The organism is Acinetobacter sp. ANC_7655 (assembly GCF_056784015.1).
In genome coordinates this window covers 305,010-330,310 of sequence record NZ_JBWYJB010000001.1, presented here as the reverse complement: position 1 = coordinate 330,310, position 25,301 = coordinate 305,010, and the positions used below count along the sequence as shown (strand labels likewise).

General features: G+C 40.3%; 24 protein-coding genes, 1 pseudogene and 1 riboswitch. Of the genes and pseudogenes, 23 read left to right on the top strand and 2 right to left on the bottom strand.

Annotated features, from left to right (window positions below):
* Positions 1-79 precede the first annotated feature (79 nt).
* The 5 genes from AC1M9N_RS01710 to AC1M9N_RS01690 are packed head-to-tail and all read left to right on the top strand — an operon-like array spanning position 80 to position 5,468.
* Positions 80-2,173: a TonB-dependent receptor gene (locus AC1M9N_RS01710; RefSeq protein WP_481954170.1), complete on the top strand. Its 2,094-nt coding sequence runs from the start codon at positions 80-82 to the stop codon at positions 2,171-2,173.
* On the top strand, positions 2,173-3,189 hold the full coding sequence (locus tag AC1M9N_RS01705; protein ID WP_481954169.1) for an ABC transporter substrate-binding protein: 1,017 nt from the start codon (positions 2,173-2,175) through the stop codon (positions 3,187-3,189). The genes AC1M9N_RS01710 and AC1M9N_RS01705 overlap by 1 nt, the downstream gene beginning before the upstream one ends.
* Positions 3,186-4,202 (top strand): FecCD family ABC transporter permease, encoded by a 1,017-nt coding sequence (locus AC1M9N_RS01700; protein ID WP_481954168.1) that lies wholly within the window; start codon positions 3,186-3,188, stop codon positions 4,200-4,202. The genes AC1M9N_RS01705 and AC1M9N_RS01700 overlap by 4 nt, the downstream gene beginning before the upstream one ends.
* Positions 4,199-4,963: an ABC transporter ATP-binding protein gene (locus AC1M9N_RS01695; RefSeq protein ID WP_481954167.1), complete on the top strand. Its 765-nt coding sequence runs from the start codon at positions 4,199-4,201 to the stop codon at positions 4,961-4,963. The genes AC1M9N_RS01700 and AC1M9N_RS01695 overlap by 4 nt, the downstream gene beginning before the upstream one ends.
* A 1-nt stretch (position 4,964) precedes the next feature.
* Complete coding sequence (locus tag AC1M9N_RS01690) at positions 4,965-5,468, top strand: GNAT family N-acetyltransferase (protein ID WP_481587082.1); 504 nt, start codon at positions 4,965-4,967, stop codon at positions 5,466-5,468.
* 54 nt (positions 5,469-5,522) lie between these two features.
* Here the strand turns inward: AC1M9N_RS01690 and AC1M9N_RS01685 are convergent, their stop codons facing one another.
* A complete protein-coding gene (locus tag AC1M9N_RS01685; protein ID WP_092766431.1) occupies positions 5,523-6,191 on the bottom strand; it encodes an epoxyqueuosine reductase QueH in 669 nt (222 codons plus the stop codon).
* A 336-nt stretch (positions 6,192-6,527) separates the two neighbouring features.
* Between AC1M9N_RS01685 and AC1M9N_RS01680 the strand changes: the two genes are divergently transcribed.
* The 11 genes and pseudogenes from AC1M9N_RS01680 to AC1M9N_RS01630 form a co-directional block, all read left to right on the top strand.
* Positions 6,528-7,511, top strand: a complete 984-nt coding sequence (locus AC1M9N_RS01680) for a putative oxygenase MesX (protein ID WP_481954166.1) — start codon at positions 6,528-6,530, stop codon at positions 7,509-7,511.
* Positions 7,512-7,561: 50 nt separating this feature from the next.
* Positions 7,562-8,605 carry a methionine synthase gene (locus AC1M9N_RS01675; protein ID WP_481954165.1) on the top strand — a complete coding sequence of 348 codons (1,044 nt, stop codon included), beginning with the start codon at positions 7,562-7,564 and terminating at the stop codon, positions 8,603-8,605.
* A 96-nt stretch (positions 8,606-8,701) separates the two neighbouring features.
* Positions 8,702-9,196, top strand: a complete 495-nt coding sequence (locus AC1M9N_RS01670; RefSeq protein WP_481954302.1) for a flavin reductase — start codon at positions 8,702-8,704, stop codon at positions 9,194-9,196.
* Between the two features lie 43 nt (positions 9,197-9,239).
* Positions 9,240-10,040, top strand: a complete 801-nt coding sequence (locus tag AC1M9N_RS01665; RefSeq protein WP_481951799.1) for a sulfite exporter TauE/SafE family protein — start codon at positions 9,240-9,242, stop codon at positions 10,038-10,040.
* A gap of 103 nt (positions 10,041-10,143) precedes the next feature.
* Positions 10,144-11,061, top strand: coding sequence for a LysR family transcriptional regulator (locus tag AC1M9N_RS01660; protein WP_180027730.1), 918 nt, complete (start codon positions 10,144-10,146; stop codon positions 11,059-11,061).
* Positions 11,062-11,360: 299 nt separating this feature from the next.
* Positions 11,361-12,035, top strand: coding sequence for a hypothetical protein (locus tag AC1M9N_RS01655; protein WP_481589887.1), 675 nt, complete (start codon positions 11,361-11,363; stop codon positions 12,033-12,035).
* 220 nt (positions 12,036-12,255) lie between these two features.
* A riboswitch (guanidine-I (ykkC/yxkD leader) is annotated at positions 12,256-12,367 on the top strand.
* 28 nt (positions 12,368-12,395) lie between these two features.
* Complete coding sequence (locus AC1M9N_RS01650; RefSeq protein ID WP_481954164.1) at positions 12,396-13,133, top strand: urea amidolyase associated protein UAAP1; 738 nt, start codon at positions 12,396-12,398, stop codon at positions 13,131-13,133.
* A 15-nt stretch (positions 13,134-13,148) separates the two neighbouring features.
* The gene (locus tag AC1M9N_RS01645; protein WP_481954163.1) at positions 13,149-13,802 is read left to right on the top strand and encodes an urea amidolyase associated protein UAAP2; all 654 of its coding nucleotides are present in this window, start codon (positions 13,149-13,151) and stop codon (positions 13,800-13,802) included.
* A 2-nt stretch (positions 13,803-13,804) separates the two neighbouring features.
* Positions 13,805-17,425: an urea carboxylase gene (gene uca / locus AC1M9N_RS01640; protein WP_481954162.1), complete on the top strand. Its 3,621-nt coding sequence runs from the start codon at positions 13,805-13,807 to the stop codon at positions 17,423-17,425.
* A gap of 76 nt (positions 17,426-17,501) precedes the next feature.
* Complete coding sequence (locus tag AC1M9N_RS01635) at positions 17,502-18,596, top strand: HNH endonuclease (RefSeq protein ID WP_481954161.1); 1,095 nt, start codon at positions 17,502-17,504, stop codon at positions 18,594-18,596.
* A 232-nt stretch (positions 18,597-18,828) separates the two neighbouring features.
* Positions 18,829-19,075: pseudogene (locus AC1M9N_RS01630) on the top strand (type II toxin-antitoxin system RelE family toxin); the annotation flags it as partial.
* A 5-nt stretch (positions 19,076-19,080) separates the two neighbouring features.
* Here AC1M9N_RS01630 and AC1M9N_RS01625 read toward each other — a convergent pair.
* Positions 19,081-19,458 (bottom strand): winged helix-turn-helix transcriptional regulator, encoded by a 378-nt coding sequence (locus tag AC1M9N_RS01625; RefSeq protein WP_481592738.1) that lies wholly within the window; start codon positions 19,456-19,458, stop codon positions 19,081-19,083.
* Positions 19,459-19,586: 128 nt separating this feature from the next.
* On the opposite strand from AC1M9N_RS01625, the gene AC1M9N_RS01620 reads away from it, so the two are divergent.
* The 7 genes from AC1M9N_RS01620 to AC1M9N_RS01590 all read left to right on the top strand — a co-directional run bounded on the left by AC1M9N_RS01620 (position 19,587) and on the right by AC1M9N_RS01590 (position 25,287).
* On the top strand, positions 19,587-20,444 hold the full coding sequence (locus AC1M9N_RS01620) for an SDR family oxidoreductase (protein ID WP_481954160.1): 858 nt from the start codon (positions 19,587-19,589) through the stop codon (positions 20,442-20,444).
* A 41-nt stretch (positions 20,445-20,485) separates the two neighbouring features.
* A complete protein-coding gene (locus AC1M9N_RS01615) occupies positions 20,486-21,118 on the top strand; it encodes an NAD(P)H-dependent oxidoreductase (RefSeq protein ID WP_035263843.1) in 633 nt (210 codons plus the stop codon).
* A gap of 254 nt (positions 21,119-21,372) precedes the next feature.
* Positions 21,373-21,498 carry a hypothetical protein gene (locus AC1M9N_RS01610; RefSeq protein WP_257219874.1) on the top strand — a complete coding sequence of 42 codons (126 nt, stop codon included), beginning with the start codon at positions 21,373-21,375 and terminating at the stop codon, positions 21,496-21,498.
* Entirely contained in the window at positions 21,491-21,934 is a 444-nt protein-coding gene (locus AC1M9N_RS01605) for a CopG family ribbon-helix-helix protein (protein WP_481954159.1), read from the top strand. The genes AC1M9N_RS01610 and AC1M9N_RS01605 overlap by 8 nt, the downstream gene beginning before the upstream one ends.
* 11 nt (positions 21,935-21,945) lie before the next feature.
* Entirely contained in the window at positions 21,946-23,754 is a 1,809-nt protein-coding gene (gene atzF, locus AC1M9N_RS01600) for an allophanate hydrolase (protein ID WP_481954158.1), read from the top strand.
* Entirely contained in the window at positions 23,751-24,767 is a 1,017-nt protein-coding gene (locus tag AC1M9N_RS01595) for an ABC transporter substrate-binding protein (RefSeq protein WP_481954157.1), read from the top strand. The genes atzF and AC1M9N_RS01595 overlap by 4 nt, the downstream gene beginning before the upstream one ends.
* A gap of 271 nt (positions 24,768-25,038) precedes the next feature.
* Positions 25,039-25,287, top strand: a complete 249-nt coding sequence (locus AC1M9N_RS01590; RefSeq protein ID WP_481587095.1) for a TIGR03643 family protein — start codon at positions 25,039-25,041, stop codon at positions 25,285-25,287.
* Positions 25,288-25,301 lie beyond the last annotated feature (14 nt).

The window sequence follows — 25,301 nt, the reverse complement described above, 5'->3', positions numbered from 1 at the left end:
ATTTAATGAATAGTGCACCAATTTGAATTCAATATTTGTAAACGCATCAATATTGTGCGTATAAATGAGGATAGTTTTTTTGAGATCTCGTGTAACTTTATTAATAGGTTTAACTGGCATCAATCAAGGGGTGTTTGCAACAGATCAGGTCAAAACCCTAGATACGATTTATCTCAGCACAGCTTTAGCCTCAGAATCTACACAGCACGCTCAAGCGCTTACCAAATTTCAGCATGATCTATTGGATATCCCGTTTAATAAAAGCCATTTGTCGCAAGACGTTATCCAACAGCAAGATATTCAGCGCATGGATCAAGCCCTCAGCATCGTGAGTGGGGTATTGCATCAAAATAATTATGGTGGGGGCTTTTGGGATAACTATTCATTCCGAGGATTCCAAGGCAATCCCAATATGGGGGTGGATGCCATTCGTAATGGGCTGAGTGTCAATCGTGGCATTTCTGCACCTAAAGATATGGTCAATATTGAATCACTGGATTTTTTAAAAGGTCCCAGTGCCGCACTGTATGGACGTGGTGAGGTCGGTGGGGCATTGAATGTCACCACAAAAAAACCAAAATGGACGTCTGAAACAACGCTTAATCTTCGTGGGACAACACAAGATGAATATCGTTTAAGTCTTGAACAGACCGCGCCAATCAGCGATGCGTTGGCGTATCGAATAGCCGCTGCAATGGAAGATAACCAGTCTTTCCGTGATCATGTCAGTAGCCAACGTTTATTTGTCGCGCCACAATTCTCATGGAAATTATCTGAAAATACCCAAGTGGATTTAGATACTGAATTTACCCAGCATCTAGGCACATTTGACCGTGGTATCACGGCTGTCAACAACCAGTTATTGATGGATCCAAAGACCTTTACGGGTGAGCCTTCTGATGGTGATATGCGCGTCAAAGACAATCTCTATCAAGTACGATTAAAGCATCAGCTCAATGACGCATGGCAGATGAATGCTGCGATCAGTTATAAAGATGCGCAAATGGTCGGCTATTCAACAGAACCACGCAAATTACAGGTCGACCTTGAAACATTAGAGCGTCAGCGTCGTCATCGTGATTATCAGACCGAGGATATGCTGCTCCAAAGTGAATTACTTGGTCAACTGCAACTCGGTCATGTTCAGCATGAATTGGTACTCGGTGCAGAAACAGGGCGTTTGGACTTTATGCAACGTCAATTGCGTCTTAATCACTCGGCTGCTCAGCCAAATTGGATCAACATTTACAATCCCACTTATGGGCAATTTAGCTCTGAACTACCTTTACATACCGATTCCGATGAACGTCAGCAGTACATGGCTGTGAATGTACAAGATCAGGTCTTTTTTAATGACCAATGGAATGTGTTATTCGGAGGTCGATTCGATCGTGTCGAACAGCGCTTCATCAACTATCGCACGCAGTTCAAGGATCAGAGTACAGCACAAAAGTTTAGCCCACGCATAGGCCTTAATTACCGTCCTACACCAGCACTGTCTGTATATAGCAATTATGGTGAAGCATTTTCCATGAATAATGGCATGGGTCGTACAGGGGAGACGTTTGCACCTGAAACAGCGAAAAGCTATGAAATCGGCGCGAAATACCAATGGCAAGATCACAGTATGCTTAGCATCGCCTTGTTTGATATGAGCAAAAAAAATGTCCTGATGACGGATGCCATTGATCCAAACTATGAAGCTGCGGTTGGTGAAGTGAAAAGCAAAGGGCTCGAAATTGACTTCAACCATCGTATCAATGACCAGATGATGGTGTCAGCAGGCTACGCCTATATGGATGCCAAAGTCAGCAAAGATGATGTGTTACCTGCAGGCTCAGCACTGAGCAACGTACCCAAACATAGTGCACATGTCATGGCAAGTTATGACCTTTGGCAAAATACGCAACATGCAGCAGGTCTAAATTTCAACCTCAATTATGTCGGGCAACGGAGTGGAGACAGCCCAACCAATACGGCTAATGGTTTCAGCTTACCTGCCTATACCGTATTGAACCTTGGGGCTTATTACCAAGCAAATCCAAATTTACGCTATCAACTGAATATTCATAATCTGTTAAACGAGGAATATTATCTATCCAGTTATAGCCATGTATGGATTCAACCCGGTGAGCCGATCAAAGCAGCGTTATCGGTACAGTGGCAATACTAATGCAAAGATTTATTGTCCTTTTACTGAGCTGTGTACTGTTGGGTTGTACGGCAACAGAGCAACCGATATCAGCAAAAATACAAAGCCCAACATCGCACTGTGTGGTTGATAGCTCAGAGACCGAAGTCTGCCTAGCTCAGCCAGCACAGCGTATTGTGTCCTTGTTTGAATCAGGTTTAGACGGGCTATATATGTTGGGGCAGGGTGCAAAGGTCGTGGGGATTCCTGCTGAGGTCTATTTACAGACCTTGTTATTTAATGCTTATTCCAAAATGGATCCACGTATTGCCAATAAGCAACTCGCTACACCTTCACAAGGCTCAAATGCCACCAACATTGAAAGCTTAATGCTATTAAAGCCAGATTTGGTGATTTTAGGTAGTGGGCAAACACAAACCATTCAATTGCTTCGACAATTTGGTATTGCAGTCTATGTGATGGAATCAGGCACTTACGATCAGGTGAAAGAAGAGCTGTATGAAATTGCACAGCTTACAGGTGCTGAGCAACGGGCTAAAGAAATTCTGGATTTTTCAGATGTGCTTCTGGCTGAAGTGGCACTCAAAACCTCAAAGCAAAAATATAAGCAATCAATATATTACGCATGGTCAGGTGGACGAATTTATTCATCCTCAGGCCGTAAATCGATTACCAATGATTTTATTGAATTGGCAGGGGCTTACAACGTGGTTAAAACGGAGACCAATCAACCGAATGTCAATCCAGAAACGTTGATTGAGTGGAATCCTGACAATATTGTACTGTGGAATACCGACCCAAACCTGATTTATCAGCGTAAAGAATTGCAAGGTCTAAAAGCAGTACAACAACAGAAAGTGTTTAATCTCAGCCCTGCATTTATCTATAACCCACATACCATCAAAATTCTTGTGACTGCGATTTATCTGCATCATCACATTTACCCTGACACCTCAGACTTAGCAGTTGAAGCCTTGCAACTCAAAATTTTAGAGAAACTCTATGGTCAGAAAATTGCCAAGGAGTTGATGTCATGAATAAGGCAAAATTGAAATACACCTGGTTTTATCCATTGCCGATTCTACTGATTTTTATGTCGCTGTTACTAGGACCGAGTCAAACATTAAGCGCAGGGGATTATGCACTGTGGTTTATCCAGTGGATGTTGGGTACAGCGTATTTTGATGCGCAACAATTTAGCTTGATGCAAAATATTGTCTTCAATATTCGCCTACCACGCATCTTATTGACCTTTATGGTCGGGGCGGCTTTGGCAACAGCCGGCAATGGCTTGCAAGCTTTATTCCGCAACCCCTTAGTGGATTCCTATGTGCTGGGGATTTCTTCAGGTGCCGCCTTTGGTGCGGCTTTAGCATTATCTTTGAGTTGGTTATCGCCCAATTTATCAGCATTTATTTTTGGCGTATGTGCAGTGGCATTAACCTATATATTTGCCCGACAAAAACATGAAAGCCAAACTTCGTTGGTGATGGTGATTTTATCCGGCATGATTGTTTCAGGTCTGTTTCTAGCAGGACTGACCATTATTCAATATTTAAGCGATCCTTTTAAATTACAAGCGATTGTGCAATGGACCATGGGGAATTTACATCAAGCATCGTGGCAAAAAGTCCAATATGCGGTTGTGCCGATCACGGTGGCTTTAATGGGCTTATACGCCATGCGTTGGCGCTTGAATCTGATGGCATTGGGTGCTGATGAAGCACAAGCCGTGGGGGTGAATCCGAAGTGGGAGCAGCTTATACTGATTATATTGGTCACGCTATGCACCTCTACTTCAGTGGCTGCTGCAGGCATCATTAGTCTATACGGACTATTTATGCCGCATATTGTGCGCATGCTGGTCGGCCCTGACCACCGCTACAGTATTCCTGCCAACATGATTCTAGGCGGTAGTTTTTTACTGCTGATTGATAATTTTTCACGAGTTTTACTGAGCTTTGAAATTCCAATTGGCATTTTCACCATGCTCCTCGGTGCACCATTTTTCTTATTATTAATCAAAACACAAAGGACGGCTTGGGCATGATTCATATTGAACAGTTGAACTATGCCTATGGGCATAAACACGTGTTAAAAAATATTCAGCTTGAATTTCCAGCCCATCAGTTCTCGGTGATTTTAGGTCGCAATGGTTGTGGCAAATCGACCCTATTTAAACTGATGGCAGGTTTAGAACAGACCACAGATGGGCGAGTACTTTATGCGGGGCGGGCGTTAGAACAGATAAAAGGCAAAGAAAGAGCCGCGCTACTTGGATTTTTACCGCAGTTCCATAAAACGGTTTTCCCATTTTTAGTTAAAGATGTGGTGATTACAGGTCGGGCTGCATTTAGTCGATTTCGTCCATCTAAACAAGATTGGGACATGGTCGATCAGGCTTTAGTTGATCTCGATATCGAGCATTTAAAAGAGCGTCCTTATACCGAGCTATCAGGCGGGGAACGTCAATTGGTGATGATTGCCCGTATTTTAGTGCAAGCACCGAAAGTGATTTTATTAGATGAGCCGACCAATCATTTGGATGTTTATTATCAATCTTATTTGATGAAAAAACTGCGTCAATTGTCACGGCAGAATTTTACTGTGATCGCCATTATGCATGACCCGAATTTGGCATTTTTATTTGCCGATCATTTGTTCTTTATGCGTGAACATGAAGTGATTCGCCCTGATTCAAAAGCGCGTCTCACCGATCCGAAATTTTTAAAAAGCGTCTACGATGTGGAGTTTCATGAAGCCATGATTCAAGACAAGACCATTGTTATCCCTGATCATTCTTGGTTGTAAAATGAATTTATCCTATGAAACACTGCAATCCGCTGATCAATCTGTCATTCAATTTGCTTTAGATTCACGGCAGCTTTTATTTCCAGAACTGTATGGTGCTTGTATTCCAAAAGATATTGCCCAGTTTGAGCAGTACTATGTGGACAGTCCTTTAGGCTGTTTTATCGTGGTCAAAAATCAAGCCAAAATTATTGCAACGCTTGCTTACCGTGCCTATGACGGACGTTTTGATTTGGATATTGCTGAAGGTGCTGTTGAGGTGGTCAAACTTTTTGTACTGCCTGAATATCGTCGACAAGGCATTGCCACGCAACTGTGTCAGTTATTATTTACACATGCCGAGCAACACGGCATAGAAACCTTGTATTTGCATACACATCCCTTTTTACCTGCAGCGGAGCAATTTTGGCGTTTACAAGGTTTCGAAGTGATTAAACGTGAGTGGTTAAAAACTTACAATACCATTCATATGTTAAAAACTATAAAATCTGATCAACAATTTTGAAATTTAGCCATAAGCTTAATTATTTATATAGATTATAGCTAAATACTGAAGTAATCAGTCTAGATCATCCAGAGCATTTGAATAGAATTTCACACCTATTTTGATGCGATCACGCCCTTGGCTCATACGCCAACGATTAGTATCACGTAAGGAATAGACGCAACCACAATATTCCTGTTGGTAAAACTCCTCTTTTTTGCTGATTTCGAGCATACGCACAGCACCACCATTCTTACGCCAGTTGTAATCCCAATAAGTTATCCCTTCATAATGTGAAGCTGAACGATGACCACAGTCGTTGATTTGCTTCATATCTTTCCAACGGGAAATACCAAGCGAACTACTTATTAGACTGAAGCCATTTTCAGCTGCATATAAAGCTGTACGTTCAAAACGCATGTCAAAACACATAGTACAACGAATGCCTTTTTCAGGTTCATTTTCCATACCTTTGGCGCGTGCAAACCAATTGTCTGTATCGTAATCACAGTCGATAAAAGGAATGTTATGTTTTTCGGCAAAGCGAATATTTTCTTCTTTACGAATTTCATATTCTTTGACAGGATGAATATTGGGGTTATAAAAAAAGATCGAAAAGTTGATGCCTGATTCAATCAGGGTTTCCATCACTTCACCCGAGCATGGTGCACAGCAGGAATGAAGTAGAAGTTTGTCGTGACCTGCTGGGAGAGACAGTTTTTGACGTTCAAGTTTGTTTGACATGGTTATATAGGTTTAAATTTAAACCCTATATTTTAAAGATTGAGTAGATAATTAAACCTCTAATAAGCTGATATTTTCTAAGGTTAGGTTGAGATAAATTCACTTGAGCACCATTTGAGTGAACGGAATCGCATCCGTATACCAGTGATCTACTCATTAACTGCATGGATAAGTTAGCTCATCTATTCTAAATCGCTTTGAAATAGCGAATATGCTTTAACATGAGGGATTCTCATCTTAAGCTGAATTTATATCGTTTTACTCACTTTATTATTCACGTTTAAATACAGCCATTCAGAAAATTAGCTTTTTATAAAATTTTAGGTGGCAATCTCCATGAGTACAGCATTTGAGTGTTCAATTAAACGTATCCGTTTTGATGAAAACTATACGCCAGCAGAAAGTACACGTTTGACTACAAACTTTGCTAATTTGGCTCGTGGTGAAAGTCGTCAGGAAAATCTGCGCCGTACACTTGCGATGATCAACAACCGTTTTAATAGCTTGGCGACTGTCGATAATCCTAAAGGTGATCGCTATTCACTTGAGATCGACATCATTTCTGCAGAACTTGATATCGAAGGCAATGGACAAACTTTCCCATTTATTGAAACGCTGAAAAGTGTGGTGATTGACCACCAAACAGGTGAACGTATTGAAGGTATGATTGGCAATAGCTTCTCATCTTATGTGCGTGATTACGACTTCAGTGTGGTATTGCCTCAGTTGGGTTGTGGCGTGGGTGAAAAACCTGAAGATTTTGGTGATCTACATGGCAAATTGTATAAACATTTGGTGAATTCAGCAGTATTTAAAGCAGAATTCAATAAAGAACCAGTAATTTGCTTAAGTGTTTCAACCTCTAAAACCTATTACCGTACCACCAACGTACATCCTATTTTGGGTGTGGAATACAAAAATGATGAATATTCACGTACCGATGAATATTTTGCCAAAATGGGCTTACGTGTACGTTATTTCAAACCTGAAGGTGGTAACGCACCACTCGCATTCTATTTTGCTGGCGATTTAGTCCGAGACTACACTGATTTTGAATTGATCAGTGCGATTGCAACTATGGAAAGTTTCCAACGCATCTATCGACCTGAAATCTACAACACCAACTCTCCTGCAGGTGTGGTGTATCAACCAAGTCTAAGCTATGGCGATTATTCACTTACACGTGTGGTGTATGACCGTGTAGAACGTGCTGAGTTAGCAGTCAAACAAGGTAAATGGACAGAAGAAAATTTCATTAAGCCTTATCATGACATTTTAAATGAATGGGCTGAAAATTTCGAAGTCGAAACAGCTGCTTAAAACATCCAATTGATATGCAGATTCACGAATTTAGAGAAAGAAGATTAGACATGGCACTTACACCACCGAAATTATTACTCCCAACTTCAACTGCGGGTAGTTTACCGAAACCATCTTGGCTAGCTGAGCCTGAAAAACTATGGTCTGCATGGAAACTCGAAGGGGAAGAGCTTCTTGAGGCAAAACGTGATGCATTGAAATTATCATTACATGAGCAAGTCACTGCTGGTATTGATATCGTGAGTGATGGTGAACAAACCCGTCAGCACTTCGTCACTACATTTATTGAGCATCTTGAAGGTGTGGATTTCGAAAAGCGTGAAACCATGCGTATTCGTAATCGTTATGATGCAAGTGTACCTTCTGTTGTGGGCGAAGTTTCTCGTAAACAAGCGGTATTTGTTGAAGATGCGAAATTCTTGCGTAGCCAAACCAATCAGCCAATTAAATGGGCGTTGCCTGGTCCAATGACCATGATTGATACTTTATTTGATGGTCACTACAAGAGCCGTGAAAAATTGGCTTGGGAATTTGCCAAAATTTTAAACCAAGAAGCTTTAGAGCTTGAAGCAGCAGGCGTGGATATTATCCAATTCGATGAACCGGCGTTTAACGTATTCTTCGATGAAGTAAATGATTGGGGGGTACCAACCCTAGAGCGTGCACTTGAAGGTTTAAAATGTGAAACTGCGGTTCATATTTGCTACGGTTACGGTATTAAAGCCAATACCGATTGGAAACAAACTTTGGGTAATGAATGGCGTCAATACGAAGAGTCATTTCCGAAGCTACAACAATCTAAGCTCGATATTATTTCGCTTGAATGCCAAAACTCACGTGTGCCAATGGATTTGATTGAATTGATTCGTGGTAAGAAAGTCATGGTAGGTGCAATTGATGTGGCAACTAATCAAGTTGAAACCGCAGAAGAAGTCGCGAATACCCTGCGTAAAGCTTTGCAATTTGTGGACGCGGATAAGCTTTATCCATCAACGAACTGTGGTATGACGCCGCTCTCTCGTCAAGTGGCACGTGGCAAGCTTGAGGCTTTAAGTGCTGGAGCTACCATTGTCCGTAAAGAGCTAGAAGCTTAATCAAACGTAGTCTTGCATTAATCAGGGCAAATCGTCGCAAGATCATTTGTTCTGTCTAATGTACGACACGTCATATGTATATTTGAGATGAAAGAGATGATTGAAGCCACAGACTTTAGAAATGCAATGTCTTTACTTACAACTGCGGTAAATGTGATTACAACCTCAGGCGAAGCAGGGATGCATGGCTTTACTGCATCTGCGGTATGTAGTGTCACAGATACTCCGCCAACACTATTAGTCTGTATGAATCAGTCCTCTCGTTCACATGCACATTTTGTTGAAAATAAAGTCTTAGCTGTAAACGTACTGAGTACTCAGCATGAACAGCTTTCGAATGCTTTTGCTTCAAGCAAGCTCAGCTCAGAAGATCGTTTCAGACTAGGTGATTGGAGTGATTTAAAAACTGGGTCGCCGATTTTAGAAGATGCTTTAGTCAGTTTTGATTGCGAGATTGAGAATATTCAACAAGTCGGGACACATAGTATTTTTTTATGCCGTGTGACTGCAGTAAAGCAAAGTAATCAAGAAGAAAGTTTGGTGTACTTTAACCGTGCTTATCATCAAGTGGGTCAGTTGGAACACGCTTAACTCAACCCCTTAATCCCTTCATCTTTTTAAAAGTTAGTCTATTGTGGAACTTATAACCTTTTTAATCATCGGTGCATTTGCTGGTTTTGCGGCTGGGCTGTTTGGTGTAGGCGGTGGTACGATTATTGTGCCACTACTTTTTATTGTCTTTACCCAAATGGGTTATGATCCTGATGTCATTATGCATCTGGCACTAGGTACATCTTTAGCAACAATCGTTGTCACTTCGATTAGCTCATTAATGGCACACCATAAAAATGGTGCTGTGCTATGGCCTGTATTTAAAAATCTAGCTCCACCCATGGCCATCGGCTGTTTTGCAGGTGCTGGAATTGCTGGTTTGTTATCGGGATTACATCTTCAAATCATGGTCGGCTTATTTTTGATTTGGGTGGCGTATACTATGTTTACAGGCGCGAACAAAGCAATTAATTCAACAATGACTCTTCCTTCATCAAGTCAGCAAGTTGCAGCAGGTAGTGTCATTGGGATTGCATCTGCACTCTTTGGGATAGGTGGTGGTAGTCTGACCGTTCCATATCTGAATCGTTATGGGGTGGTGATGCAAAAGTCTGTCGGTACATCTGCTGCTTGTGGATTACCAATAGCTCTAGCTGGTGCTATAGGGTTTATGGTTTTTGGTATGACTGCTGAGATCAATGTGCCGAATACCATCGGGTATGTTCATATTTATGCTTTCATTGGCATTAGTGTGATGAGTTTTATAACAGCAAAATTTGGTGCCAAAACTGCACATGCCTTATCGCCAGCAATGTTAAAGAAATGTTTCGCTGTCTTGTTGGTTATCATAGGAAGTATCTTCCTTGTAAAAGGATTGATTTAATTTCACCCAAATGTCTTATCAGCCTAGATAGCTCACTTAATGTGGGCTAAAGCGAAGATTTTAATATGTCCCTAGAGGGATCATGATTTGAGTTTTTTCCCATATGATCGAACTAAAACATTTGAAAATGCTATTGGCTTTGAGAGAGCATGGCTCTTTAGTCGCTGCAGCGAGTGATCTCTGCATTACACCTTCAGCCGTATCTCATCAGTTACGTGAGCTTGATCAGTGGATGGGGGTTGAAGTCGTCAACCGCAAGACGAGACCAATTACTTTTTCTAATGTTGGCTTAAGACTGTTGCAGTTAGCGGATGAAATTTTACCGCAAGTTCAGATTGCTCAAAGCGATATCACGCGTATTATCCATGGGCAAACTGGTAGAATTACATTTTCTTCAGAATGCCATAGTTGTTTTGATTGGCTCATGCCGATATTAAATCAGTATCGAAACCAATATCCTGATGTTGATTTAGATTTCGCATCAGGGTTTGAAGCAAATCCTCATGAATTGCTACAAAATGGCGAATTTGATTTGTTGATTACTGCAGACCCAATTGCATTAAAGGGAGTTGAATATTTCCCAGTATTTGAATATGAATCACGACTTGTTTTATCTACAACACATCCTTTGGTACGTGCAAAAAACATTACTGTTCAAGATTTAGCTGAAGAAACGCTGATTACATTTCCAGTAGACAAACATCGTTTAGATATCATGTCGAAGTTATTCATTCCTGCAAATATTCTTCCAAAAAATATTCGAACCACAGATCTGACCCAGATGCTGATTCAGTTAGTCGCAAGTGGGCGTGGAATTGCTGCTTTACCAGATTGGGTGGTAAACGAATATGAAACCAAAGGATGGGTCACTTCACGTCGCCTAGATTGCGTTGCACCAGAGGGGTTAAGGCGTACTTTATATGCAGGTTTTCGAACTGAAGATAAGGAAAAAGATTATTTCGATTCATTTATAAAAAAATTAGCTAAATTTTCAGAATCAAGAAAACTTTATTACATGTAAGAAAGTTTAATCATTCTGAATAAAGTGAAGATTGAACCTCGAATGAATCTTCATATCAATAATGAGCGAAGTTAAGATGAAAATTAGATAGTCGCTATTATTTGTATGAAGACGAATTTTTTGCTTTTGATTATACTTTTTTAACTAAGATTGATGTCTGACATCGAGACATTGGACTCATCATCTGTTTGTAGAAAGTAAACGATTTGATCTCAGTCCATTGTCCATTATTTTGGTCATTTATCTAAGTGGTTTTTTAATTATAAAACTCAATACATTATAAATTTAAGATTATATCCATGATACAACTCATACCTTCATTTTCAGTCTCAGACTATCTCAGCTTATTTTCGATTATTTGTACGACGCTTATAGGAATCGTCGCTGTCTTTTACGGTCGAAAAACGTATTTTGTGAGTCTAAAAAGTTTTAATGAAAATAAAAATTTATATGAGGCTGCATCTTTTTACATTCGAGAATTTATCTCTGTAAGCCCGAATAAAACAATAGATCCTTTTTTGAAGAAAATTGCCAGTGATCAACTTAATGGCGGTGTCGAGATTCCTTCATTTTTAACCGATATACTTATACGCAAATATGCAGATTACTATTTTTACTTAGTGAAGTCCCTTCGCACTACATGGAAATTTTTTAAAGTTGAAAATGGAGAAATTCAATGTATTTATTCAGAACGGGAATTAGTCTTTAAAGGGTTAGCGTATGGTGCTCTATATACCGTCACCGGTTCCTTAGCTTTTTTTATATTTTCAAATTTTACTTGGTTTTTAGCTCGTTATACCTCAGATAGCGCATTAAACACAGGGATGACTTTAATCATTTTACTTGTATTTCTTTTGTTCGTAGCACTTGGAAGCTTAGTTATGATTTTTAAGTTAATCACTGTGCGTGATATCAATCAGAGTCTAAACCTACTTAAGCAATCAGAAAATAACCGCTCAAAACAAACAAAATAGAATCATGTGTTAGCTTTTTTCTTTGCACAAGAAAATTGCACGCAGGTTAATTTCGGTGCTTACCGAGTATTCTTTACTCCGACTGATTCAACAGGTTTACTTCAATAAAGTTCCGTTCAATACAATCAGCTCTAAGAGAAATGTTATATATCAAGCGATAGTAATACTAAAATAAAAAAAAGTATTACTTTGGCACAGCCTTTGCATCTATCTACATCATCATAAAGTGATCTAGGGTTCCGATACATGAAATTTCATGTAGGTCTGCGACCGAGAGTTCACGGCTTAAGTTGTAAGCTCAAGCTACACGGAGGGATAAAAGCCCGGGAGGTAAACCGTAAAAGATTGGGATGGATGCATATGAGCACAATAAACTATCACGAAGATCAAGTCCTTTGGACAGAACGTTTACCGGGTGGACACCACTGGTCAGCACGCATTCAGCGTGGCGCAGTATTACAACTCAAAGCCTTAGGTAAAAATGCCAATGTGGCACTGTATTGCGTCAATAGCGAAGACAAGCTCGAACGGTATAACATGCCAGACAGCTTAAAAGGGCAACATACGGCATTTTTAAGCACGGGGCATATCCTTGCATCGGACCTTGGTCGCGCGATGATTTCCATTGTCAAAGATGACCACGGTTGGAATGATGCATTTTGTGCACCATGCAATGCACAGCAAATTGAACAACAATTTGGTTCAAAAACGTTTCAAGATGCACGCAACGACATGTACCGTAACGGTAAAGATTCGTTACTGCTTGAAATGACCAAGTTTGGTTTATCTGCAACAGACCTGAGCAGTACATTAAATCTGTTTTCTAAAGTGCAACCGGATGACCATGGCAATCTTAACTATGTAGCATCTGACAATACGAATCAAGTGATTGAACTCCGCTTTGAAATGGATTGCTTGGTGTTCATATCATCCGCACCGCATGCTTTAGATAACAGCACCGAATATGCGCCTGCCGATGTTCAATTGTCTTTATACAAAGCACTTCCTTTAAGCGACAGCGATGTATGTCGTAATTCATGCCCGCAAAATCAGCGTGCATTTCAAAACAATAATCGTTACTACGCACTCAGCGCTTAATTAGGGGGATACAACATGACTGCACTCGTAAAATTAGAAAAATCAGTTTTAAGCGAAGTTTGTCCTGCTGGTGAAGTATGGATGTGCGAAGTCAAAAAAGGGCAATATTTCCGTATTGTGGATTTAGAAGGCAACCAAGCGGTGGATACGCTGTTTATCTCGGCTTCAAACCCTGAAGAGCGTTATAGCGCAACTGATACCTTAGCGATTAATAAACAAATCTATTTAGAAAAAGGTACAGCTTTATACACCAACTTTGGCAACAAAATTGCCACCATTCATGATGATAACTGCGGTCGCCATGACACTTTAGGCGGTGCTTGTTCATGTGAAAGTAACACGGTTCGTTATGCTCATGACAAATACCCAATGCACAGTTGCCGTAACAATTTCATGATTGCGCTGTCTCAGCATCCAATTGCGAAAAAACACGGCTTAAACGTGCGTCACATCGGTCCAAATATTAACTTCTTTATGAATGTGCCTGTGACCTCTGAGGGGCATCTAAAGTTTGATGATGGTATTTCTGCACCGGGTAAATATGTGGAAATTAAAGCGGAAATGGATTTGATTGTGCTGATCTCTAACTGCCCACAACTGAATAATCCTTGTAATGCCTATAACCCAACCAAAATTCAATTGATCATCCGTGACGGCGAGGACGCATAACCATGACTAAAAAATATGGATTGAATAAAGTTCTAATCGCCAACCGTGGTGCAATTGCGTGTCGTGTCATTCGTACCCTTAAAAAACTCGGTATCCAATCAGTTGCAGTCTATTCAGAGGCCGATCGTGATTCACTGCATGTGACTTTAGCGGATGAAGCGGTGTATATCGGTGAAGCACCGGCCAGCCAAAGCTACTTAAACGTTGAAAAAATCTTAGAGGTTGCTAAACAAACCGGAGCACAAGCCATTCATCCGGGTTATGGCTTCTTGTCTGAAAATGCTGAATTCTGCGACCTATGTGAATCACAGGGTATTGCTTTTATTGGACCAAATTCTGCGCAGATGCGTGCCTTTGGTCTGAAACACACGGCGCGTGAGCTTGCGATTCAAGCCAATGTGCCATTATTACCGGGTAGTCAATTACTTGCAGATGAAGCTGAAGCCTTAACGGAAGCGAATCGTATTGGTTATCCTGTGATGCTGAAAAGTACTGCAGGTGGCGGTGGGATCGGCATGCGCTTGGTATGGAATGAAGCTGAACTGAAAGATGCTTATGCAACCGTGTCTTATTTAGCCCAAGCCAACTTTAAAGATGCCGGTTTGTATCTTGAAAAATTTGTACAAAATGCCCGTCATATTGAAGTGCAAATTTTTGGCGATGGTCAAGGTCAGGTGATCGCACTCGGTGAGCGTGATTGTTCAGTACAGCGTCGTAACCAAAAAGTAATTGAGGAAACGCCTGCACCGCATATCAATGATGAACAACGTGCCTACATCCAAAATGTTGCCATTCAACTGATGCAATCGGTCAACTACCGTTCTGCCGGTACGGTTGAATTCGTGATGGATACCGACACCCAAGAATTCTATTTCTTGGAAGTGAATACCCGTCTACAAGTCGAACATGGTGTGACGGAGCAAGTCTTTGGTGTGGACTTGGTGGAATGGATGGTGACATTGGCCAGCGGTGACTGGACTGCGCCAACTGAAAAACTCGAATCCAAAGGTCATTCGATTCAAGTGCGTTTATACGCTGAAGATCCAATTAAAAACTTCCAACCAAGTGCCGGTTTACTGACACATGTTGAGTTTGATGCTAATGCCCGAAATGAAACATGGGTCGAAACAGGCTCGAATGTATCGTCATTCTATGACCCGATGATTGCTAAAATCATTGTCACAGCAGGCGATCGTGCTTCTGCGATTCAAGCCATGACGGATACTTTGGCGAAAACTTCAGTTGCAGGGATTGAAACCAATCTTGAATATTTACAAAACATTATCGACTGTGATGTGTTTAAAGCAGGGACACAAACCACACGTTTCTTAAATACTTTTGAATGGAAAACCCAAAAGATTGAAGTGTTGCAAGCTGGCATTCAAACTGCTGTGCAAGATGTTACAGGACGTTTGGGCTACTGGGATGTTGGTGTGCCACCATCCGGCGCGATTGATCCATTGTCACTGAATGTCGCAAACCAATTGCTGGGTAATGCGTATAACATTGCAGGCTTAGAATGTACGCTACAAGGTCCAACGTTAAAATTCCATTGTGACAGTCAAATTGTGCTTGCCGGTGGCGATATGCCATCAACACTAGATGGCGAAGCTGTGCCAATGTGGCAAACCATCAATGTGCGTAAAGGTCAGATTTTAAAATGTGGCAAAATTACAACAGGTTGCCGCACCTATATCGGCATCAAAGGCGGTTTGAATGTACCTGAATATCTCGGTTCACAAGCAACCTTTACTTTAGGTCAGTTTGGTGGTCATGCAGGGCGTAACTTACTGGTTGGCGATATGCTTCCAATTACGGCATTTACAAGCAATGAAGTGAAAGCCCTTGCACCTGAACAAGTACCGTCATTTAGTCATGAATGGGAAATTGCGGTGATGTACGGCCCACATGGTGCGCCTGATTTCTTCTCCAAAAATGATATTGATACTTTCTTTGCCAATATCTTTGAAATTCACTTTAACTCGAGCCGTACCGGTATTCGTCTCATTGGTCCAAAACCTGAATGGGCACGTGAGGATGGTGGTGAAGCAGGTCTGCATCCATCTAACATTCATGACAACGCCTATGCCATTGGTGCCATCGACTTCACCGGTGATATGCCAATTATTCTCGGTCCAGATGGTCCAAGTCTCGGTGGTTTCGTCTGTCCTGCAGTGGTGATTCATTCCGAACTATGGAAACTCGGTCAGCTTAAAGCCGGTGATAAAGTAAAATTTGTCCCTGTGAGCTATCACCAAGCTAAACTCTTAAATGAAAAATATCATGCGCAATTAAAAGCTTCAGATACGCAAGCTGTGGCATTTGATGAGTCATTCTATCCTGAACTCGCAACCTTAAAAAATGCCGTGTTAGATGTATTAAAAGGCGAAAATGGTTCACCTGATGTGGTGTATCGTCCTGCGGGTAACAACTACATGTTGGTGGAATATGGCGAGTTGGTACTGGATCTGAACTTACGTTTCCGTATTCATGCGCTGATGCAATGGGTTCAAAAGCAAAATATTGCCGGCATTATCGACCTGACACCGGGTATTCGTTCGTTACAAATTCACTTTGATTCGATCAAGCTCGATCAATTGGATTTACTGCGATTGTTGCAAGTGGCAGAAGCTGAATTGCCTGATGTGACCGAGATGCAAGTCCCATCACGGACTGTATATTTACCACTGGCTTGGGAAGATTCACAAACGCAACTTGCCACCGAACGCTATATGCAAACCGTTCGTCCAGATGCACCGTGGTGTCCGGACAATATCGAATTTATCCGTCGTATTAATGGCTTGAAAGATAAACAAGCCGTGAAAGACGTGGTATATGACGCAAGTTATTTGGTGATGGGCTTAGGCGATGTGTATTTGGGAGCACCTGTAGCAACACCACTTGATCCACGTCAGCGTTTAGTCACCACCAAATATAACCCAGCACGGACATGGACCCCTGAAAATGCTGTAGGCATTGGCGGTGCCTATATGTGTGTCTATGGCATGGAAGGTCCGGGGGGCTATCAGTTTGTCGGTCGTACCACGCAAATGTGGTCTCGTTACCGTAAAAATGCCGACTTTGAGCAAGGCAAACCGTGGTTACTGCGCTTCTTTGACCAAATTAAGTTTTATGAAGTGTCTGAAGAAGAACTTATGCAGATGCGTGAGGACTTTAAAGCCGGTCGATTAAAACTTCGTATTGAAGAAGGTGTATTGAACTTAAAAGAGTACTACGACTTCTTAACTGAAAACCAAGAGTCCATTTCGGCATTTAAGTCGGTGCAACAAGCCAACTTTGATGCTGAACGTCGTCGCTGGCATGAAGCAGGTCTTGCAGAATATGTGTCTGAAAGTTTAGATGCTGTGGATGATGGTGAAGGGGTTGAAGTACCTGAAGGTGGCTGTGCGGTGGAATCGCATATGCCGGGTTCAATTTGGAAAATTGAATGTCAGTCAGGTGATATCGTGGAAGAAGGTGCAACGCTTGCGGTGATTGAAGCGATGAAGATTGAGATTCCGATTATTGCGCCTGAACGCATGAAGGTTGAAGCGATTACCATTGAAAAAGGGCAAACGGTGAAAACGGGACAGGTGTTGTTTACGTTGGCGCCAGTTGCTTGATGAGATAGAACTAAAAAGACCGTCCGTAAGGGCGGTTTTTAATATATAATTCTTAAAAAATAATGGCTTATTAGATATGTCTAAAGAAAATATTAATAAACATGGATTAAGTAGAACTATTCCTGCAGAGATAAAAAATCAAATTAGACGTGCTGATGGTTATGGTTGTGTGAAATGCGGGAATCTATTTATTGAATATGAGCATATTGATCCACTTTATTGTGATGCAAAAGTTCATGATCCCGAAAAAATAACTTTATTGTGTAAAGGATGTCATGGGGACAGCACAGGAAAAAGATTACCTAAAGAATTAATTAAAAGACTTAAAGCTAATCCTTATTGTAAAAAGAAAGGTATTGTAAAAGGTCAATTTTATCCAGACCCGACCAAGATGGAAATTTTTTGTGGTTCATCTTTCTTTAGGGATACACAAATTATTTTTCAAATTAATGGTAAACCTTTAATTTGGGTGAGTCGCGATGACTATAATGAATTCAGTCCGCTATTCTATAATGCGATTTTTTATGATTCTGATGGAAATAAAATTGGCTATTTGAATAAAAATCATTTTATAGGTTTAGTAAAAACAGCTGATATTAAAAGCATTGCTAGTAGAGTAGAGGTTAGATCTAGACCTAAAGAAATTACATTAGATATTGATTTAGAAGGTTATAAATCAATACGCATTAATAGAATCAATATGAGTTATCTCAACACTCACATAGTAATAGAGAAAAATGGGGATATCGTTTTAGATCCTAGAGGTGCTAATAATCGTTTTGGTTCTATTAGCGCATCTCATTGTAGAGTTGGTATATCTATAAATGGGATACGACGTATACCAACTAAACTTGATAAATTGGTTTTTTATGCCAGGAATGGTCTTATTAATATCATTGATATTTTTGGACAGATCCAAGGGCATTTTGTAGGTGGAGAAATTTATGATAAGCATAAAAATTTGGTCGGTTATTGTAAGAATAATAAAATATACAACTTAGTTGATGAGTTTATTGGAAATATTATGCAGAATAATTTAGGCATAATGATCACCATGGATAAAGATGAGTATGATGATCAAGAACCAATTTGGTTCAGTAAGGAAAATGCTATTCTTAACAAATTTTTGATTAAACCTATATATGATACATCTTATAGATTATTTGCTTAATTTTACGCTTTCCATAAGTATTCCAAACCTTAAACAAACCTAGAGAGTTATCAAGTATAAAAAAAAACTTGAAGACCTCATCAGGGAACGTAGTCCTGAGAGTCATAATCGAATTATGAGAAATGCAAAAATAATTTTGAACGATTGTCTTTCGGAAGATGTGCATTTAATAGAATTAGCAAAAAAAGCTAAAGGGCAAAAACGATAAAGCTCACTTTAGACGAGCTACGAGCTGGAGTTCATAAAAACCGCGCTTAATAAGTTCGATAAACTCAATCCACAAATTGCAGAACAGCTTATTCGTAAGCTCGAGACAATTTTAGACAGTCCCAAAATCCCAAGAAAAATTCAGTGAATCAGTCGATTTGTATAAAGTAAAACTATGATCAGAAGATTATTGTTTGGTTTATCAAGTTATTGATGCAAAAATTGTGGTACTGGTCTTAGACTTAGACCGCCTTGATTCGATCAATAAAAAAAATAATTATTTCAAACTCTCTTTATGCTCTTGTCCCCAAACCGCCATTTGCACCATTAACTTTTCTAGGCCACGACCTGATGGCGTAAGATCATACATTGAGGTCGTTTTACCCGTGGTTTCATCAAGAGACTCAATTTTTTCAACAACATTGTTCAATTCAAGTTCTTTGAGCTCTTTAGAAATCATCCGCGGTGTAATGCCTTGCAGCAGACGTTCAATCTCATTAAAACGGCGTGGCTGTTTAATCATGGTTGCAACAATCGCAAGTTTCCATTTGCCATTAATGACATTCATGGCATTTTTAAGCGCCACAATAAACATCAAATTACATTGGTCATCTTCACTTAATGTTTCTGCATTCTCTTTCATAAAATCAGCCATCTATCCTCCCATCTCGTCATAAAATTTAATCAAATAAAATCCTAAATTCACTATACAACAGTATAGTGATCTCGTTTTTTAACTCGCCTATAAATTACATCATTGCAAAAATAATCCAAGGTTATTGAATGATTTTAGTTACTGGTGCTACTGGCCATTTAGGGCGAAGTGTAGTGCAACAATTAAAGCAACAGCTACAAAACAATGAGTTTGCTGTATTGGCGAGAAACTTAGAAAAAGCCAAACCTTATGTCAATGAACATATTGAAGTCCGTGAAGGAGATTTCAATCAACCTGAAAGTTTGATCAAAGCCTTTCATGGTATCGACAAGTTACTTCTCATTTCAACGATGGAAATGAATCGCTTTGAACAACATAAGAATGTCATCGATGCTGCGCGTGAAGCAGGTGTTCAACATGTGTATTACACAGGTTTGTCCATTCAAAATATCGAAAATTCAGCGGTGAAAGATTTGATGATCAGTCATTTTCAAACTGAAGATTACCTCAAAGCAAGCGGACTGAAATATACACTCCTACGCAACACCATGTATGCAGAAGCGATTCCACAAATTATCGGTGAAGGAGTCATCGATACAGGCATCCAGCTCTCTGGAGGAGCGGGAAAAGTGCCTTATGTGCTAAGAGCAGAGTTAGGAGAAGCAATAGCAAATGCCTTAATTCAAAATGATCATGAGAATAAGGTCTATGAGTTAGTCGGCAGCCAAACTTATAGCTATCAAGATATTGCTGATGAGCTAAGTCAACTCAAAACAATACCAGTGGAATATCACGATCTCACTGAAGAAGCCTATCAACAGTTGTTAAAAAGAATCGGTTTGCCCGAATTTCTGATCTATCTCACACATGGCACAGTCGTAGATATTAAACATCGACAGTATGAAGTTCAAAGCCAAGATTTAGAACAACTTTTAGGTCGTCCAAGCCAATCACTCAAATCAATGTTGGCGAGTTTATACGCTTAAAGAATTAAAAATATTCACATTTAAATATTATAGGTAAATACATGAAATTATTAGAAGCTTTACAGTGGCGTTATGCAACCAAACAAATGACTGGTGAAAAACTACCGCAAGAATTAGTCGATCAAATTCTTGAAGCTGCGCGTTTAGCACCGACCTCAGCGGGCTTACAACCGTTCCATATTATCTCGATCAGCAACCAAGAACTTAAAGAGAAAATTTCACCAGTTGCATTGAATCAACCGCAAATTACCCAGTCATCGCATCTTTTGGTATTTACGGCTTGGGATACGATTCCAGACGAGCGTATCGATGAACGCTATAACGCAATGAATCGTGAGCGTCATTTACCTTTAGATACGACCATGGATGTGGTGCAAAACTTAAAGAACCTGTTCTCGACGTTTACTGAAGAGCAGCAATACCACCATACTGCAAAACAAGCTCATATTGGTTTTGGTATGGCAATTGCGGCAGCAGCTGAGTTAGGTGTAGATGCAACACCAATGGAAGGTTTTGATAAAGATGGTCTGGATGAATTATTAGGTTTAAAAGAAAAAGGCTTAAAGTCTGTGGTGCTATTGGCACTAGGTCGACGTAATCCAGAAAAAGATTGGTTAATTGGATTGAAGAAATTCCGTATTCCGCGTGAGGAGTTCGTCACTGATATCCAGTAAAGTATTTCATTAGAACAAGAAGACAAAATAATAACCATTCGAGTTGACCGTCTATCTCCAGAAAGGCGGTCTTTTTGCATTTCTGAACATTGAACAAATCAAGTGCACAATTTTGATTCATGCACATTTTTGAATCTTTCCGACGACTTTTTTTCTAGCTCTCTTTTATATATCTCAAGAAAAGTTTTGGCACGCTTTCTGCATTTACCAAGTATTACCAATTCTTTTTTTTGTAATACCTAGAGGTGCTGCAGATGACGACAAATCAATCCAAACAATCGAAGCATCCCATCCTTCAATTCTTCATTGAACTGATGAGTGTCCGTGCGGGTTTACACCTACAACAATCTCAAAAACCTAAGGAGCTCAAACGTGCCTAAACAGAAGCTGGCGCGGATCAGCATCACTTTACCTGAAAATACATTGCAGGCTATGGATCAAAAAATTGTAGATCAACATTATGAAAGCCGATCTCAAGCCATTGTTGACATGATTAACCACCATTTGATCAATGACCTTGTTAGCCGAAATGAAGTCATGGTCGGTACTTTAACCTTATTGTATGACGTCAGTTTAAAGCCATTAAGAACACAACTTATTGATTTACAGCAACAGTTTTTGACTCAGGTGATTAGTTCACTACATATCCAATTAGATGATGACAAAGTCATGCAGGTGATGTTGTTGCAAGGGGTCAGCAGTGACCTAAAAGCCATCAGTGAGCAATTTAAAGCATTAAAAGGGGTAATTAAGGGGCATTTAGAGCTGATGGATGCAGTCATGCCACCTATTCCTCAAAATTCGGAACACGTATAAGGAGCACCGTCGTGCAGACATTATGGACTATACAAGATTGGCAACAGGCTTATGCAAATCAAACTATTCAACTGAATGATTTGAAGCGTTATGTTGCTGAATTCTCCAATGATGATCACGCTTGGATTTCAATAGCCAGTGCCGAGCAAATACAGGCGCAGATTGATGCATTAGCCCATCAGGATATCGCTGATCTTCCGTTATATGGTGTGCCATTTGCTGTCAAAGACAATATTGATGTTGCTGGATTTTATACCACTGCGGCGTGTCCAGATGCTGCTTATTTAGCAATGCAAGATGCAACCGTCGTGGCTAAGCTTAAATCTGCTGGTGCAATCGTGGTGGGCAAGACCAATCTAGATCAATTTGCCACGGGATTGGTTGGCGTGCGTTCACCCTTTGGGGCTGTAAAAAACAGTTTCAATCCGGATTATATTAGCGGTGGATCAAGCTCTGGCTCAGCGGTTGCAGTAGCAAATGGGTGTGTACCATTCGCCCTCGGTACTGATACAGCAGGTTCTGGCAGAGTTCCCGCGGGTTTCAATAATATTGTCGGACTCAAACCAACCAAAGGCTGGTTTTCAGCCACAGGTTTAATCCCTGCATGTCGAAGTATTGATGTGATCTCAATTTTTGCAACTCAAGTAGATGATGCTTGGACGGTAGCGCAATTGATGCAAGGTTATGATGCGACCGATGCTTATTCAAGACAGCATCCGAGAACAGTCCCGACACAATTTTCGAAGGGCAAGATTGCAATCCCAGATCACTTAGAATTTTATGGTGATACTCAAAGTGAGCAAGCATTTCAAACAGCCATTGCTCGAATGAAATCGCTCGGATTTCAAGTTGAAGAGATTGATTTCACAGTATTTAATCAATTGGCTGCTGCATTGTATAACCGCTCATGGGTTGCGGAGCGTACGCATGCCGTCGAACACAAAGTTCGACGTGAGCAATGTCATCCGGTAATTAAGCAAATTATTGATCAAGCTGATCACTTCAATGCTGTAGATGTGATGCAAGATGAGTATCAGCGTGCAGAATGGGCTAGGCAGATCAATCTTCAACTCGAAAATTATGATGCGTTGATGGTGCCAACAGCTCCTACGATTTATCGCATTGCAGATGTTGAAGCAGATCCGATCCAAAAGAATTCGCATATGGGGGCTTATACGAATTTTGTTAATTTTGCTGATTTATCTGCATTGGCACTTCCGAATGTCATCCGTGATGATGGTTTGCCAAGTGGTATCACCTTAATTGCTGGCGCTTGGATGGATCAAGCTTTGGCACACTTCGGTCAGCAATGGCAAGCGACTTCAGGATTAAATTTAGCAACGTCAGAGAAAGGTTATCAAATTCATAAATCAATAGGATCTGAGCACACCGTTAAATTGGCAGTGGTGGGAGCACATCTCACAGGCATGCCGCTGAATTTTCAGTTAACGAGCAGACAAGCCAACTTGGTTAAAAAAACGCGTACTGCGCCGTATTACAAACTATTTGCTTTAAAAAATACTCAGCCACCTAAGCCGGGGCTACAACGAGATACATCAGGTCATTCTATTGAAGTGGAAGTGTGGGATGTACCAAGAGCATTGTTCGGTGACATTGTTGCTGAAGTCCCAGCACCACTTGGTATTGGCAATGTCCAACTCATTGATGGAACATGGGTGAAAGGCTTTATATGTGAAAACCATGCTTTAGCAGATGCACTTGATATCAGTCACTTTGGTGGATGGCGTGATTATATTCAAGCCTCAAATTTTACCAATACTAAATTTAAGTGCACGAGCATTGGTGAGGTGGTGCAATGAAAACGATGGTATGGGGAGTCATTGGAACTGCACTGTTATTCGTGGGTTGTGATAAAACCGCAAAAATTCCAGAACCAAGTCAACATGCTCAAGCCGAAAAATCAATGCAACCGATTCGGATTGGTTACAGTGATTGGCCGGGATGGGTGGCATGGCAAGTTGCTATTGAGAAAGGGTGGTTTAAAGAAGCTGGATTAAACGTAGAGTTTAAATGGTTTGATTATTCAGCCTCTATGAATGCTTTCGCAGCAAACCAATTGGATGCGGTTTCTGTTTCTCATGGGGATAATTTGGTCATTGCCTCAGGTGGAACGCGGGGCATTATGATTTTAGCAACTGATTATTCATCAGGGAATGATGTCATTCTTGCAAAAGAGGGCATTCATAGTGTGGCAGATCTTAAGGGTAAAACGATTGCAGTCGAAAAAGGGCTAGTCGATCATAATTTATTGAATACCGCCCTTTCAGATCAAAATATATCAGCCAATGAAATCAAACTGATTAATGCAGCAACCAACGAATTACCCCAAGTGTTTAGCAGCCCAGATGTGGATGCCATCGCTGTATGGCAACCTGTAGCAAATCAAGCTGTAAAAAGCGTAGCTGGGTCCAAAATCATTTATAGTTCTCAAGATAAACCAGGATTAATCTATGATACGTTGACGGTAAATATGACGCATTTATCTAGGCATCAAGCAGAGTGGAAAAAAGTGCTACAAGTATGGGATCGAACCGTCAAATATATTCAAGATCCTGTGACGAGAAACGATGCTTTGATGATTATGTCCAAACGTGTTGGTGTAGATCCTGAGCAATATGAACAATTCATTCAAGGCACACATTTGTTAGATCTTGAGGCAAATCAAAAGGTATTTAAACGTTCTTCCACTTTAGATTCTATTTATGGATCAACTTATCACGTTAATAAGTTTAATCTTGAAAATGGAGTTTATACGGTAAAACTAGATATTGATGGGCTGATTTATCCAAAATTGGTTGAATCATTTAAATAAAAAAAAGCCCAGTGTAGAGGGGCTTGCACTGGGCACAAAGTTGGACTGAATGATTGGTCGGTAGAGCAACAGAGTTGCCTACCTTGTATGGATTAAGAATAGATAAAAATGGAAAAACTAGGAAACGGATTAAAATTATAAAATCAATCGTTTTATACGATGAATGCGTTAGCGTGTAAGAAGTGTCTATAAATCAACAAAAAATCACATATTTTTCACGAATCAATAATTAACATAAAAGTTTGATACGTATAAAAAAGGATCATGTGCGTTGTATACAACAGCTGATATTTCTAGAATTATTGAAATGGCCTGGGAAGATCGGACACCCTTTGAAGCCATTCTGCTGGAATACGGATTAAACGAAAGTGCAGTTATTCGATTGATGCGACAACAATTAAAAAAAAGTAGTTTTGAAATGTGGCGTAAACGTGTTGCGGGACGGAATACTAAGCATCTTCACAAGCGCTCACCAGATATTTTAAGAGCTTACTGTACTCGACAATACAAACTGAAGTAGGCCTATTGGGAGAT